Raw genomic sequence first — 14,642 nt, 5'->3', positions numbered from 1 at the left:
CCATTTTCCTGCAAAAAGACAAGTTTTCACAGGCGTAATAAGCGTGATCATCATTAGATATCTGGTACGGGAAACCCTGAAAAGCCAAGTTGCGATACTCTTTATCCTTTTACTGATCTTTTTCTGTCAAAAATTAGTAGAAATTCTGGGTGCCGCAGTGGAAGGAAACGTCCCAGCAAATTTGGTTTTATCCTTGTTAGGGTTGGGTGTGCCTGAAATGGCGCAGCTTATTTTACCCCTGAGTCTTTTTCTTGGGGTGTTGATGACTTTCAGCAAACTCTATACTGAAAGTGAAATTACTGTTATGCATGCGTGTGGCTTGGGCAAACGCGTGTTGGTGGTTTCGGCACTTATCCTGGCGTTGTTGACTTCTGCGCTGGCGGCGGTGAATGTTATTTGGGCAATGCCGTGGTCCTCAAAATATCAGGAGCATGTGGTGGCTGACGCCAAGGCTAATCCAAGCTTGGCGGCGATAATGGAAGGAAGATTCAAACCTTCTAATAACGGCAATTTGGTGCTCTATATTGGTAACGTGTACGGCGACAAATTCGAAAATGTATTTCTTGCCCAGCTTCGTCCGGTTGATAACCAGCGTCCTTCGGTTGTGATCTCGGATGGTGGTCATATGGTGGAACGGCCTGATGGCAAACAGATGGTTGTCCTTAACCACGGTACTCGTTACGAAGGTACCGCAATGCTGCGAGATTTCAGAATTACCGAGTTCAATGATTATCAAGCGATTGTTGGGCATCAGGCTTCGACTGTAGATGGTAACAAAATTGAACAAAAATCCATGACTCAGTTATGGCAAAATGATGATAAAGATTCCCGTGCTGAGTTCCATTGGCGCTTAACTTTGGTGCTCTCGGTATTGATTATGACCATGATGGTTGTACCGTTAAGTGCGGTGAATCCACGTCAGGGCCGGGTACTCAGCATGTTGCCTGCAATGCTGCTTTACCTGATCTTCTTCTTACTGCAAAGCTCCCTACGCTCTAACGGTAGCAAGGGCAAATTGGATCCGATGATCTGGATGTGGGCGGTTAACGGGGCTTATCTGATGTTGGCGTTGATTCTCAATATCTGGGATACCGTACTGATGCGCAGGATTCGGGCCTGTTTTAAAGGTAGAGGAGTAGCCTGATGTTTGGTGTATTGGATCGTTATATTGGTCGGACTATTCTACAAACCATTCTGATGACACTATTTATGCTGGTATCACTCTCCGGCATTATTAAGTTTGTTGACGAGTTGAGAAGAGTGGGGCGGGGGGAATATACCACTCTTTCCGCTGGTCTTTATGCTTTGCTGAGTGTGCCGAAAGATATTCAGATATTCTTCCCGATGGCAGCTTTACTTGGGGCCTTATTGGGGCTTGGCACGCTGGCAACCCGCAGTGAGCTGGTGGTTATGCAGGCTTCTGGTTTTACCCGTATGCAGGTTGCTGGCTCAGTCATGAAAACGGCAATTCCGCTGGTGATCCTGACCATGGTTATTGGTGAATGGGTTGCGCCACAAGGTGAACAGATGGCACGTAACTACCGGGCTCAGAAGATATTTGGTGGTTCTTTGGTTTCAACAACTAAAGGCATGTGGGCGAAAGACGGGACCGATTTTATCTACATCCAGCAGTTAATGAGTGATACAGAGCTTAAAGGCGTCAATATCTATCATTTTGATGATGATAAAAAACTACTCTCTGTAAGATATGCAGCCAGTGCTGTTTATGATGAAGATAGTGACTTATGGAAGCTTTCTCAGGTGGAAGAATCTAACCTGACAGACAACAAAAAAATCACGGGATCACAGAGTATCTCTGCTGATTGGAAAACTCGGCTGACACCACAAAAATTGGGTGTTGTCGCGCTCGACCCTGAAGCACTTTCCATCAGTGGCTTGTATCAATACATCAAGTATCTCAAACAGAGTGAGCAGGAATCAGGGCGTTATCAACTGAATATGTGGAAAAAGATATTTGCCCCACTTTCAGTTGCGGTAATGATGTTGATGGCGCTCTCTTTCATCTTCGGACCGCTGCGTACTGTACCGATGGGCGTTAAGATAGTAACGGGGATCAGCTTTGGCTTCTTATTTTATGTCCTCAACGAGATCTTTGGCCCACTGAGTTTGGTTTACAGTATGCCGGCAGTTTTGGCAGCGCTGCTACCAAGTTTGCTGTTCCTTACTGTGAGTGTTTATTTATTGCTTAAGAGACAGTAATTTTTAGCAATCGTGGTGCGGGTGATAGGAACAAGATATTAGAGAAGCTGCGGGGATGGAGAATAAGCGAGAAACTCCATCCCAGGTATCTCGATTTATAAAACTCAGATTCAAACTTGTTTGTGATTCCTCGACAATGCAGTTACCAGTTGATTAACCCCGGTCGTTACACTGCTGAACTTACTGCGTTGCTTCCGGGTAATCACCACAAATACTCCGATATTTTGCTCGGGGATCATTGCCATATACGTATTGAACCCACCGCCACCACCGGTTTTCTGATAAATGCCCAGTACATCACCACGAGCGTTCATGTAAACCCAGCCAAGACCAATGCCATCTGCCTGACCGGCAATATCCATCCCTTTAATTGAAGCCAGAGCGGAACGCTTAAAATAAACTCCCTGCTCGCGGCTGGCAGTTTGCTTACGTAACTGATTGTCTGATGACAAAAACTGCTGCATCCAGCGCTGCATATCTCTTGGCGTGGAATAGATTCCACCACTACCTGCTGCCGCAACAGTATTAAGACACGGACTGGGTTTATCACTCTCCATCAGACGGGCACATTGAGAGCGGCTGGGTGTCAGTGTCGTGTCTTTCATATAGTAAGGGCCGGTGATCTTATCGTGCAACAAGCGGGTGTATGGCTTACCTGCGGCCTTAGCGAGTGCATCCGCTAATAAATCGTAAGCTAGATTGGAATAAGATACAGTTGTGCCTGGAGATACATCTAATTGAGCTGTTTTCAACCAAGTCCAGCGATTGGCTTGTGTAGGCCAGACAAAAACAGGGCGTCCCCATTGACCTCCCGGCTGTTCACGAGGTAAACCACTGGTATGGCTTGCCAGGTGGAACAACCGGATAGGCTGAAGAGGGCTGTATTGAGGCACTCTCACGCCATAATAGCTGTAATCTTGCAATGGATCGGTGGAACGCAGAACCTTATCCTCTTCCAGCTTGATCATAATCTCACTGGTCATCAGCTTAGTCAGCGAAGCGATGCGGATAACTGAATCAGGCTTAGGACGGATGCCGTTTCCCGGACGAGTTTCACCGAAGCTGCGGTAAACCGCCTGATTATTATCAATCACCACCATTGCCATACCTTGGGCATTGCTGCCATTGAAAATATCCTGCGCGTACTGATCAACCAATTGCGAAGCTAGCTTTTTAGTTCTCGCGTTTCCCTCAAACACCTCCCATTTCAATGGTTGTTTCTTTGGTTGCAGAAACTTTGGAGAATAGGTTTTATCGGAAGGAGAACAGGCTGCGAGAGCCAAAACCATGGCAGAAACAGGGAAGATCTTAAAAAACTGTTTATTCATTTTGAATTAACCAATTAGGCATACTTCCAGTAAACTCACGGACAGGATAGAGATATCAAAATACGGTTACTTATTCTTTTTAAACAGCATCATCAACGCGCCAATGACAATGCCCAAAAAGATACCAGCACCAATCCAGCTAATAATCGTCATAACCATTTACCTCATAGTGAATTATCATCCAGATTATATAAGGTGATTATAAGTTGTCTATCGGCGTCAGGTGTTTCAGCAAACTATGGTGATATAAAACTGTTTTAGTTTTTTTTCGGTTGTGAGCTGGTGCTGAGTAGGAAGATTAATTTCAGACTGAAAAGATGTTGCTGAGTATGCTTTATACTCGCTTGGGTTTTTTGTGTTTAAGAATTGAGCATGAATTTGTATTGAATAGATGAAAATGATCTTTTTTTCGACGGTTAAACTAAATCAGTAGGATAACTATTGCTAACAGATCACTGACAGGTATAATGGCCCCCGTTATCCGCATACTACTTCAGTGCCGAAGTGGCGAAATCGGTAGACGCAGTTGATTCAAAATCAACCGCCTTCGGGTGTGCCGGTTCGAGTCCGGCCTTCGGCACCATGACTATGTTCATAGCAGTTCACCAAAGTCCACTTATCCAAGAAAACTCCTTATAAATCAAATAAAGTAGTCTATCAAGGTCTATCATCGTCCGTTGCAATCCACATATCTGTGGGGGCATAATTGGGGGCATCTTCCGATTCGATTAATAATGTGCCCCCAACATGAAACTCAATGCCAGGCAAATAGAGACAGCAAAGCCAAAAGATAAAGCCTATAAACTCGCTGATGGTGGCGGGTTGTATCTGGAAATTACTCCGCGAGGTTCAAAATACTGGCGTATGAAATACCGCCGACCTACTGATAAAAAAGAAGACAGGTTAGCATTTGGGGTTTACCCGGTAATTTCTCTTGCTGATGCCAGAGCTGAACGTGATGAGGCTAAAAAACTGATAGCTAATGGTATAGATCCCAAAGCAACACAGAAAGAGACACAAGCTGAGGCATCAGGAGAATTCAATTTTGAAACTATTGCCAGGAAATGGCACTCCAGTAATAAGCGGTGGGGTGACTATAACCGGGCGCGTGTACTGCGCAGCCTTGAACAATACATCTTTCCTCATATTGGTAAAGTTGATATCCGTCAGTTAAAGACTAGTCATCTATTAGCACCTATCCGAATGGTGGATGATGCAGGAAAGCATGATGTAGCTCAACGGCTTCAGCAGCGGGTAACAGCTATCATGCGCTATGCCGTACAAAATGACATTATCGACAGTAATCCGGCTATAGATATGGCCGGGGCGCTGACTATGCCTAAAACTAAACATTATCCTGCATTGCCATCCAATTGCTTTCCTGAATTATTGGAACGTATAAGTCATTACCGTGGCAGGAAAATTACACGTTTAGCGGTGGTACTGACTCTACTCACTTTTGTGCGTTCTAGTGAGTTACGTTTTGCACGATGGGATGAAGTTGACTTTAATAGTTCAGTGTGGGAGATACCTGGTCAACGAAATCCAATCGAAGGAGTTCGTTATTCTTACCGCGGCATGAAAATGAAATCAGCCCATATTGTGCCGTTGAGTAATCAGGCAATAGATATCTTACAGCAACTTAAAGAGCTTAGTGGGGACAATGAACGGCTTTTTCCCGGCGACCATGATCCTAATAAAGTTATGAGTGAAAATACGGTAAATAATGCATTACGAGTGATGGGATATGATACAAAAACGGAAGTATGCGGGCATGGTTTCAGAGCGATGGCTTGTAGCGCTTTAGTTGAATCAGGGCTATGGTCAAAAGATGCAGTTGAAAGACAAATGAGCCACACAGAGCGTAATGGTGTCCGAGCTGCTTATATCCATACATCTGAACATTTGGAGGAAAGGCGATTAATGATCCAATGGTGGGCGGATTATTTGGATCAATGTAAAAAAGAATTTATTGCTCCTTACGTTTTCTCAAATAAAAATAGTAAATAGTCATATAAAAACACATTAATTCACTGTGTAAGAAAGCCCACTTTGAATAGTGGGCAATAGATGTCTTGAGTTAATAATGTTTTTTTAAGAATTATAAAGTCTCTCAGGTATGGATATTTTAATGCCGTTATTTTTCATAACGGGAAGGCCAGATAATTTCAGGCGGAACTCCTAACGCATCAGAAATAATTCTTTCTCCTTTAGGCCAGTGGCGTGTCAGTGCATTTGCTAGTGTGGATGAAGCCAATCCAACGCTCCTTGATAAAGCGGCTAATGTTATTCCTTTCTTTTTCAGTCCGGCAATAATATCGGCTGGATGCCAATCCTGTTGAATCATATTTTATATTTTCCTGAGTGGTGACATAAAATAATTATCCTTTCATGGACTCTATCTGTAAATAGTTAAAGTTAAAAAATACCATTATTTTATTATTTCCCCCATTTAAATAAAACTCCCCCATTGATTACCCATTTTATTTTTCTTTAAATAAAGAGAAGATGATTTTCTAATTACAGAATAATGTGAATGCTCTATTGGATATTAATAAATAGGATAGTGTTAAACATACATTATGAATGAATTAAATAGCTCTATACCGACAGAAGGAAAATACCTACTCTTCCCCCATTTTGTCCCCCACGATATATGGATTTTTATTGCCCCCACATTGATATTATTAAAATCGCTTAAAGCCAGACAGAATAAGGGTTTCATGTGCTTCCCCCATTTAGGTGAGCTTAATAAGTGGTAAGTGGGGAGCATTGCTGGATTTTTGACAATATCCCCCACATTTACCATTTATTCCCCCATATTAGAGTGGCGTTGATTAATGCGGATATCTTCACCCAACACGGTCAATAATCCATCATTTTCCAGTTTATCCAGCCAGCGGCTGAATTTCTTTGATACATCAATGCCTTTCGCCCGTAAGTCATCCCGCACCTGTGATTTTGTGCAGGAATCGCTTTGGGCTGTTCGGTTACGAATAGATTCCCATAGTGCCAGATGATTGCCTGACAGACGCCGGACATGGGCCAGTGCCATATCACCGGCTGCGGCATCCTGTGGTTGTCTGGGCTGATCTGACAACACCAGAGAGGTAATCTCTTCGCCGTCTTCATCAATACAAATGCTGACCGGATGCAAGTCATAAGCGACTTGTGGAGGTTCATCAGCATCTTTCATTTTGGTACAGCTTAATATCAGCGCTTCTTTATCATTTTCACGGCGGATATTAAACTCCGCATCCAGTGCGGCTCGAAAAGCGCTGGAGCCTCTTGCGCCTTTATCTTGGTCTTTGCCGGAATGGTGCACAACAAGCACGGTGGCGTTTGTTTTGGCTTTGATATAGTCACAACCCTGAATAAACGCGCCCATATCTTTAGCGGTGTTTTCGTCCGAGCCGCCAAAACAGCGGGCGAGAGTGTCCAGTACAATCAGACGGACAGGCAATCCGGTTTCTTGTTCGACATCTTTCGCTGCACAAATCACTTGCTCAGCACTTTCCTGACTAGCAGGAAACACCGGGCAGTCTATACGGTAAAGGGCATCTATCGGGCTGTTATCGTTCAGGCTGCTTTCCCATGCCCGGATACGACGCGGAACTCCCAGACCACCTTCACCTACCACATAAACCACCGCTCCCCGATTGACGCGTTTACCTGCCCATGTTTTACCCGTGGCGATATGACATGCCCATGACACCGCTAAAAAAGATTTATAAGAACCACTGGGGCCGTAAATACTGGCTAAGGCGTTACTGGGCAAATGACCTTTGATCAGATAATCCTGATGAGTATCAAAGCCCTCAGAACCTCTGCGTAAAGGTAATGATGTGCTGTAGGTCATGGGGAGACGAGTCACAGAAAGGGAACCGGTGATTTTACCGGTCTGGTGATAAAAGGCTGTTCGGGTTGCCTCATCACCATATTGCTTACGGTAATCATCCCAATCAGCTTGATAGTCTGTTGGTGGCAGTGCAACCTTTCCCTGTATTGCATTCGCGGCCTGTTCCGCCTTAATTTTTCCTGTGTTCTTTTCATCTGCATCAACATCATTATCCCCTGCGATAATAAAAACACCTTGCGGATGTTGCGCTTTAAGCGCTTTTGCTACATTGAGCAGGTTATTAGCGGAAATGGCGGCATAGATTGCACTGTTTCGGCTAATAACGGCCAGTGATAAGCCAGTGGCATAACCTTCTGTGATGATAATGTCATCATAAGAATCGGGTTCATGGACAATAGCAAAAGCTCCTTTTAACTGACTGCCGGGTAATAATCGCTTGCTGCCGTCAGGGTGAATCAATTGGGCACCGCAATATCCTCCTGCAATATTAACCAGTGGTAACACCAGTGTATTTTCTGGAAAAATCACATTGCCTGTTTTTTGACAGTAAGCCGGTGGGAACAAAAAAACACGTTCAGCTAAACTCTTGCGAATTAAATAAGGGCTGGTGCCCTTAATACACTGATTTAATAACGAATTGACCCGTTCAGCAATCGGCACTTGAATAACAGAGGCTTTTTTTCTGGCTGGCGCCGTTGACGGGAGTTCTGACAACTCAGATATCCACCTTGCCGCCTCAATTAATTGACAGCCTTTAAATTTTGCCAATAAATCCAGTCCATCTCCATGACCGCATTTAGCCCGATTACAAATCCATGTACCATTACCGTTTTTATCATCAAATCGGAACCGGTCTTTCCCACCGCACATGGGACAAGGCCCATGACGGTTATTGGCGGGCACAACAATGCCTGCCTGAGATAGGATCGCGGGCCAACGGTGGCGGGATTGCCGGACAATATCAGAAATGAAGGAGGGCATGGCTTTCCTCCTCTGTGGTTTCTCCAATCAGCATTTTACTGAGCAGTTCAATACGTTCCCATAAAACGAAAGTCAGGATTTCCTTAAATGCGAGATTATTTTGTTCAATAATACTGTTGATAAGTGCCCGGCAATGGTCGAGTACTTCTTCTGAGTTTTCAGGGCGGTAATCATGCATAAAACACCCCTGCCAGAGAAAAAGCCTTAAAACGAGAGAATAGCTGACATTGTAGATAAGATAGCCAGTTTTGGGATGATAAGTAGAGGTTAAGAGGGGGTATAGCCATAAGGCAGCCTCCATTGTGTGCGAACTATCGCTACCACCAGAGACGCTAACCTCGAGGGTGGCAGCCCAGACAGGGTTAGCGTTACCGGACACAATGGAAACCGGCGCTTCTTTCGAAGCCCCTGCCTGAGCCACCATAGACAACAGGTGTACAAAAGCACCAGCATTGGATAGCCTAAAACAGGCGTGTAATGCTGCCATCATGTTAATCGGAACGCTAACTCCGGCTGCGGATTTTGCCGCAGCGCGTGAACTATACCGCAGTAATTTACTGATTATCAACTTATAATTAAGGTTAAAAGCCTCATTCAGACTCATCCTTGTGTTTCCTCGCGATTGTTGATTTTATTGATAATCCATTCATCAATTTCTTTTTCTACCCATGCTACTGAGCGTGCTCCCAGACTGACAGATTTAGGGAATTCCCCTTGCTGCATCAAATGGTAAATCCATGATTTCTTTAAACCGACTTTTTTCATGACATCCGCCAGACGTATTAAGGTTGTCTCTGCCATTTCTCAATCCTCCTTCTGACTGTAAACTCGTTCAACATAACGCCCGCGACCATCACCGTGACCTAAATCCATTGAGACTAAAGCCCTCGCTTCCTGACGAGTAAAATCGCTTTCTTGGTAAAACCTCAGCGCATCCTGTGCCCATGCGTAGCGCAAACTATGTGGGGCATAACAGCCGGTTAATCCCAGATGAGCGGTATGGGCACGCCAGTAGTTCATCGCTCGTTTGAGATCGGGTTTATCAATCAGCCTGCCGCCGCGCTGTTCTGCAATTTCAATGGCTTTATCAACCGCTTTTTTCACAGCGTCCACGTTCAGAACTCGAGTCTGTCTGGGACGACCGCCTTTAGTACCAAAAACTATATGGAGCTTAGGCTCTGGCTGATTAAGCTGTTTTTGCCAGCTTTTCAGCGAAGCACAGCACTGAACGGCTTCCTGAGAACGTAGCCCCATTAAACGGGTAAGCTGGAGGGTGATTGCCAGTCCGGCATCGTATTTTGCTGCTTTCTGATGAACTGCCTGAAAAAGTACATCAGGAATGGCTTGTTTTGTCCCTGCACGACTGGTACCACTCAGTCCCAATGCCTGATTACTCAATCGGGGAGAGGTACTTAACTTCGTCCGGCCTGCCAGAAGAAAGATATGGCGGAGCGCCGACATTTCATTTTGCAGGGTGCGTTTGGCTATGCTCTGAGACAGTCGGGCATGGATATAACCTTCAATATGTTTGGTCTTTAAATAGTTGAGGCTTTTCACCTGAATATTCAGTTTCAACAAAAACTCACCTAGCCGCCTCGCTATCCGAATGCGGTCATGACAGGTTTTATGACTGCCTCCAGCCTGCCGGGCAAAGGTTTGCATTTCCCTGACTAATCGACTCATATCACTCCTTATTTTTCACCTGATAACATTAAATCTCTGGCGCGCGACAGTTCTGACAAAACAGGGGTTATCTGCTTTGCCCTTGAACGATACCTGTGCGCCAGAGTGAACGCTGTTGAGGTATTGCGGGGTATCGGTTTGAGTACGCTGTACTACCGCCTGCGTAGGCAGGTTATCCCCTCTGGCCAAAGCCAGCCTCGGTATCGTCAAGTTCTCCTTTTTGATGGTTTTTTTAATCTTAATTAGCAGTGACAGAAGCACTGATTTGTTGAGCAGGCATACGCCTGTAATGTGGATGTTACCTTTATGCGGCGGCGTCACTTTCAGCAGTAAACCGGCGAAAAGTGACGCCTGAACATCGGAGTCAGTAAACCGAAGCAGGGCAGGTGCTTGCTGGTGCCTAATGGCATGGCAAAGTGTTGCCTGTAGCAGTGTAGAACTGTCGCAATATGCTGATATTGAGAAATAGCCGACCTGACCGCCTGATAACTCAGGCAGCAGTTAGTTAAGGTGTGAGCCAAGCAAACCGGGTGCTTTAGCTTACGTAAATGAAATGAGGCTAAACTCGTGGCTTAATCTCATTAGAGCGAAAGGCGGGTAAAGCTGTCCTGTCTGACGCTTGGATATAAGAAGAACTCGTTTCCTCTGGGATAGAAGACCCGTGAGTGAGTTAAATGTATAAATGCACCTTCATCGCTTTCATTTCGCGATCCCCACTCTCAAAGGATAAGCGGGGTTATCAGCCTCATGCTATCTGACGGCTTTCTCTTTTCAGATCAGGGAGAATTTTAGATATGGTCGCTCGAAAGCGCTTCTTCACAGACCTTTTAGAAGCATTGAGTGCTGTCAATGGCAGCAATAGCGGATCACTCGAAAGCGTTTCCTCACAGATCCCTCGGAAACATTGGCGGCTGTCGATGACAGCAATTAAGTGTAGCAAGGTTAGCGCAGGATGTAACACGTAGCAATAGGGAACAGATAATTTAATCAGTTAGTTAGACTATTGATTAGATACTCTGACGAAATCAACTGACTGATGACTATAACAGGGCATTTTCTAGCTGACGCGCTACGCTTGTCCTCTCTTAGTTGACTTGTTAAAAAATTTAACAAGTCAACTAAGAGAATTGAAAAAACACAGAGTTATCTTGTATCTCAAATGAAATAAAATCACACCATATCTGTTGTATTGATTTTTTATTTAAATTTAATTAGTTACATGAAGTAGTAGTAAATAATTTTTTGTTTGGGGGCATAAAAAGGGGCATCAAAATAATATTTTTTAATAAATTGTGTTAAAAACAATATCTTATTTTATTATTCGAGTCCGGCCTTCGCACCATTAGTATGTAAATAGGCGTCTAAAGACGTCTTTTTTTATGCCTAAAATCCAGCATTTACTCACTTTTCTCGTTATATTAACTCTCTCAAGGTCAACCGACTTCAACGTACATCTACCAACAGATGTTGGTACAGATGATGGTATTTCCGGTTTGATAATGCTTGTACCAACAGGGAGGGGATAAGCATGGCGCTAACAGATATCAAAATCAGAACAAACAAGCCAACGGATAAGCAATACAAGCTAACCGATGGCAACGGTATGCATCTTCTCGTCCACTTTAATGGCTCTAAATACTGGCGTCTGCAGTACCGCTTTGGCGGAAAACAAAAGATGCTGGCTTTAGGCGTTTACCCTGATGTATCCCTAGCTAATGTCAGAACCCGTCGTGATGAGGCTCGAAAGCTTTTGGCAAACAGCATCGATCCGGGAGATAAAAAGAAAAACGATAAGATTGAACAGGAAGAAGCTCGTACTTTCGAAGAGATCGCTGTTGAGTGGCATGCCACGAATAAAAAGTGGTCGGAAGAACATAGTCGGCGGATATTGAAAAGCCTGGAGGACAACCTCTTTCCTGCCATCGGCAAACGTAATATTGCCGAGCTCAAAACTCGAGACCTCTTGGCCCCTATTAAGGCTGTTGAACTCTCTGGGCGTCTTGAAGTGGCATCGCGACTTCAACAGCGTGCTACGGCAATCATGCGGTATGCCGTACAGAGCGGTTTGATTGATTACAACCCAGCGCAGGAGATGGCAGGTGCTGTAGCTTCAAGTAACAGACAGCATCGACCGACCCTTGAGCTGAAGCGCATCCCCGAACTTCTGCAGCGCATTGATAGCTATACCGGCAGGCCTTTGACTCGTCTTGTTGTTGAGCTAACTCTCCTTGTCTTCATTCGTTCCAGTGAACTGCGTTTTGCTCGTTGGTCGGAGATTGATTTTGAAACATTCATGTGGACGATACCAGTAGAACGAGAAGCTATCGAAGGAGTAAAGCATTCACAGCGTGGTTCAAAAATGCGTACACCTCATCTGGTACCGCTTTCCCGACAGGCACTGGAGATTCTGGAGTAGATAAAGGCGTTCAGCGGCGATCGTGAGCTGATCTTTATTGGTGACCATAACCCTCGTAAACCGATGAATGAAAACACGGTGAACAAATCTTTGCGAGTAATGGGATATGATACACAGGTTGAAGTCTGCGGCCATGGTTTCAGGACTATGGTTTGTAGCTCTTTGATTGAGTCAGGATTGTGGTCAAGAGATGCGGTCAAGCGGCAGATGAGCCATATGGAGCGTAACTCTGTGCGTGCGGCTTACATTCATAAGGTAGAACATCTGGATGAATGCAGGCTAATGCTGCAGTGGCGGGCTGATTTTCTGGATGCGAATCGGGAGAAGGCGGTGAGTCCGTTTAATTTCGCGAAAATTAATCTCTAATGATAAGCCAGGAGCGAGCTCCTGGCTTATCATCAAAACGGTCCATACAGCACCAACTCAGACATTACAAAGTTAGGTAGAGTTAACTTACTCATTTAATATAGAATAGCTATTATTTTTCCTCAGAGACCATGCGGTTATGAGCGCAATCACATTACGGCAAGCATTGGGTGTACTTGCGAAATCCTCTTCATTTTCTGTAACTACGGAGAGTCATCGGCAAAGGGATGAGTTCGATAAGTTAAAGGAACAACTCTTTGTTAAACAAGAAATTGAAACTGAATTGCAACGTTATCTGAATGTTGCTAAGCCAGGTGAAATCATTTTTTTGTGCGGTAGTAGTGGGGATGGAAAGTCCGAAATTTTAACCCGCTGTAAGTCAGACCCGCGTTATCAGCAGCGATTTAGCTTTCATCTGGATGCCACGCATAGCTTTGCCCCCCGACAATCTGCTATTGATGCGTTGAATGATTTATTTAGTGATCATCATCAACAATCATATCCTCTGCTCATCGGCATCAACACCGGAATGCTTGCCAATTTTGCCAGAGAGGGCGCTGAATGCCACCAAGCGATCCGATCTGCGATTGACTCATTTTTATCAGAACAGCAGGAAGGAAGCCGCCTTTACCGCAACGGAAATTGTTCTTTTTTTGACTTTGAACATTACCCTAAATTCCAGTTTAATGAAAATAAAGAATATTCATTATTTATTAAAACATTATTAGATAATTTAACACGTGATGATGATAGTAACTTATTTCAGTTTATTTTTAGGCATGATGAGTCAGTTAACTCTGACTTGAAAGAGGTCGCCAATTTTAAACTACTTTGCATGCTGGGCGTTCAGCATGTGTTAATCACGCAACTCTTTAAAGCCCGGTTGATTAAAGATCAGTTTGTAACGACTAGAACACTGCTGGATTTTTTTCATCACCTATTGATGGGGCCGGGTTATATATTTGATAATCTCTTCACCGGTGCAGAAAATGACCTTATTAAAAAGGTTTCTGATTTTGATCCCGCCAGATTACACACCTATGAACTCGATCAATTCATTTTGCGTTACGAGCTTGGGTTGGTTGATCCCGAGCTGGACGATTTTTTAGCCGCACTTGAACCGTTACATATTAAGTTTGATCGCCAGTGCGTTAAGCCAGGTGATTCTGCCTCGTTGGTTCGGCTCTTCTGGCTGTTACAACATGAATCATTAGGGAATAATTATCACCGGAAATTTTCGGCGTTCTTTAATGAATCATTGTTTGAACGCTACTCAGAAATCTGGCATCTGCATAAAAACTACACCGCTGACTCAGAACAGAAAAAATCACTGAATCGCTTTTACGCCTCCGATCTTATCGCGGGTATCCAGCGCTATGCGAACCGTAAAGCACCTGAATTAAGTATGCAAAAAGAAGAATTCTTTTTGGGTGAGTTTGGCGGGGTTAAAATAATTGCATCAGTATCGCTGAAACCTGACTGGGACGCTATTCGCAATAAACATACAGCCTTTCCAACCGGTTTCGATGTTCATTTAAAAGTAGGGCAAAACTCACTGTTGCCTGTTCGTATTGGGCTCAATCTGTTTGAATTATTGAACAAACTGAATAGTGGCTATCGCCCGAATAAATACGATAAAAACGCCATAGTGTTACTGGATGAAATTGTTGAGTTTATTGCGGACCAGGCAAAACTCAGCAGTGAAATTAAATTTTATGATGGCGGGCAGCGGGTTTATCGTGCAAAGGCAGATGACGATATGATTACCATTAGCGGTATGGAGGGATAA

At 44.2% G+C, this 14,642-nt stretch carries 10 protein-coding genes, 1 tRNA gene and 3 pseudogenes; 6 read left to right on the top strand and 8 right to left on the bottom strand.

Features of this window, described 5'->3' with window-relative positions:
• The first annotated feature begins 43 nt into the window (after nt 1-43).
• Together lptF and lptG are read left to right on the top strand one after the other, a co-directional pair.
• Nucleotides 44-1,144: an LPS export ABC transporter permease LptF gene (gene lptF, locus C5471_RS10145; RefSeq protein ID WP_133813778.1), complete on the top strand. Its 1,101-nt coding sequence runs from the start codon at nt 44-46 to the stop codon at nt 1,142-1,144.
• A complete protein-coding gene (lptG, locus tag C5471_RS10140) occupies nt 1,144-2,220 on the top strand; it encodes an LPS export ABC transporter permease LptG (protein ID WP_133813777.1) in 1,077 nt (358 codons plus the stop codon). The genes lptF and lptG overlap by 1 nt, the downstream gene beginning before the upstream one ends.
• 110 nt (nt 2,221-2,330) lie before the next feature.
• On the opposite strand, the gene ampH is transcribed toward lptG, so the two are convergent.
• Nucleotides 2,331-3,548, bottom strand: coding sequence for a D-alanyl-D-alanine-carboxypeptidase/endopeptidase AmpH (ampH, locus tag C5471_RS10135; protein ID WP_133813776.1), 1,218 nt, complete (start codon nt 3,546-3,548; stop codon nt 2,331-2,333).
• Between the two features lie 498 nt (nt 3,549-4,046).
• On the opposite strand from ampH, the gene C5471_RS10130 reads away from it, so the two are divergent.
• Nucleotides 4,047-4,131, top strand: a tRNA-Leu gene (locus C5471_RS10130).
• A gap of 164 nt (nt 4,132-4,295) precedes the next feature.
• Nucleotides 4,296-5,558 (top strand): tyrosine-type recombinase/integrase, encoded by a 1,263-nt coding sequence (locus C5471_RS10125; protein WP_166295840.1) that lies wholly within the window; start codon nt 4,296-4,298, stop codon nt 5,556-5,558.
• Between the two features lie 127 nt (nt 5,559-5,685).
• Here C5471_RS10125 and C5471_RS10120 read toward each other — a convergent pair whose 3' ends face one another.
• The 7 genes and pseudogenes from C5471_RS10120 to C5471_RS10095 form a co-directional block, all read right to left on the bottom strand.
• The gene (locus C5471_RS10120; RefSeq protein ID WP_036773694.1) at nt 5,686-5,895 is read right to left on the bottom strand and encodes a helix-turn-helix domain-containing protein; all 210 of its coding nucleotides are present in this window, start codon (nt 5,893-5,895) and stop codon (nt 5,686-5,688) included.
• 462 nt (nt 5,896-6,357) lie between these two features.
• The gene (locus C5471_RS24315; RefSeq protein ID WP_242688644.1) at nt 6,358-7,407 is read right to left on the bottom strand and encodes a helicase RepA family protein; all 1,050 of its coding nucleotides are present in this window, start codon (nt 7,405-7,407) and stop codon (nt 6,358-6,360) included.
• Between the two features lie 84 nt (nt 7,408-7,491).
• A pseudogene (locus C5471_RS24310) lies at nt 7,492-8,388 on the bottom strand (primase-helicase zinc-binding domain-containing protein); the annotation flags it as partial.
• 271 nt (nt 8,389-8,659) lie between these two features.
• Nucleotides 8,660-8,992, bottom strand: a pseudogene (locus C5471_RS25280) (ash family protein); the annotation flags it as partial.
• Entirely contained in the window at nt 8,989-9,189 is a 201-nt protein-coding gene (locus C5471_RS10105) for a helix-turn-helix transcriptional regulator (RefSeq protein ID WP_036773792.1), read from the bottom strand. The gene C5471_RS10105 and the pseudogene C5471_RS25280, both read right to left, overlap by 4 nt.
• A 3-nt stretch (nt 9,190-9,192) precedes the next feature.
• Nucleotides 9,193-10,071 carry an integrase domain-containing protein gene (locus C5471_RS10100; protein WP_133813774.1) on the bottom strand — a complete coding sequence of 293 codons (879 nt, stop codon included), beginning with the start codon at nt 10,069-10,071 and terminating at the stop codon, nt 9,193-9,195.
• Between the two features lie 15 nt (nt 10,072-10,086).
• A complete protein-coding gene (locus C5471_RS10095; RefSeq protein WP_133813773.1) occupies nt 10,087-10,281 on the bottom strand; it encodes a hypothetical protein in 195 nt (64 codons plus the stop codon).
• Nucleotides 10,282-11,599: 1,318 nt separating this feature from the next.
• On the opposite strand from C5471_RS10095, the pseudogene C5471_RS10090 reads away from it, so the two are divergent.
• Nucleotides 11,600-12,853 (top strand): annotated as a pseudogene (locus C5471_RS10090) (tyrosine-type recombinase/integrase).
• 139 nt (nt 12,854-12,992) lie between these two features.
• The gene (gene dptF, locus C5471_RS10085) at nt 12,993-14,642 is read left to right on the top strand and encodes a DNA phosphorothioation-dependent restriction protein DptF (RefSeq protein WP_133813772.1); all 1,650 of its coding nucleotides are present in this window, start codon (nt 12,993-12,995) and stop codon (nt 14,640-14,642) included.

Origin of the sequence: Photorhabdus tasmaniensis (assembly GCF_011189505.1) — a bacterium.
Lineage (GTDB): Bacteria > Pseudomonadota > Gammaproteobacteria > Enterobacterales > Enterobacteriaceae > Photorhabdus > Photorhabdus tasmaniensis.
The sequence above is the reverse complement of the archived record's forward strand: the minus strand, read 5'-3'. Positions and strand labels throughout refer to the sequence as shown.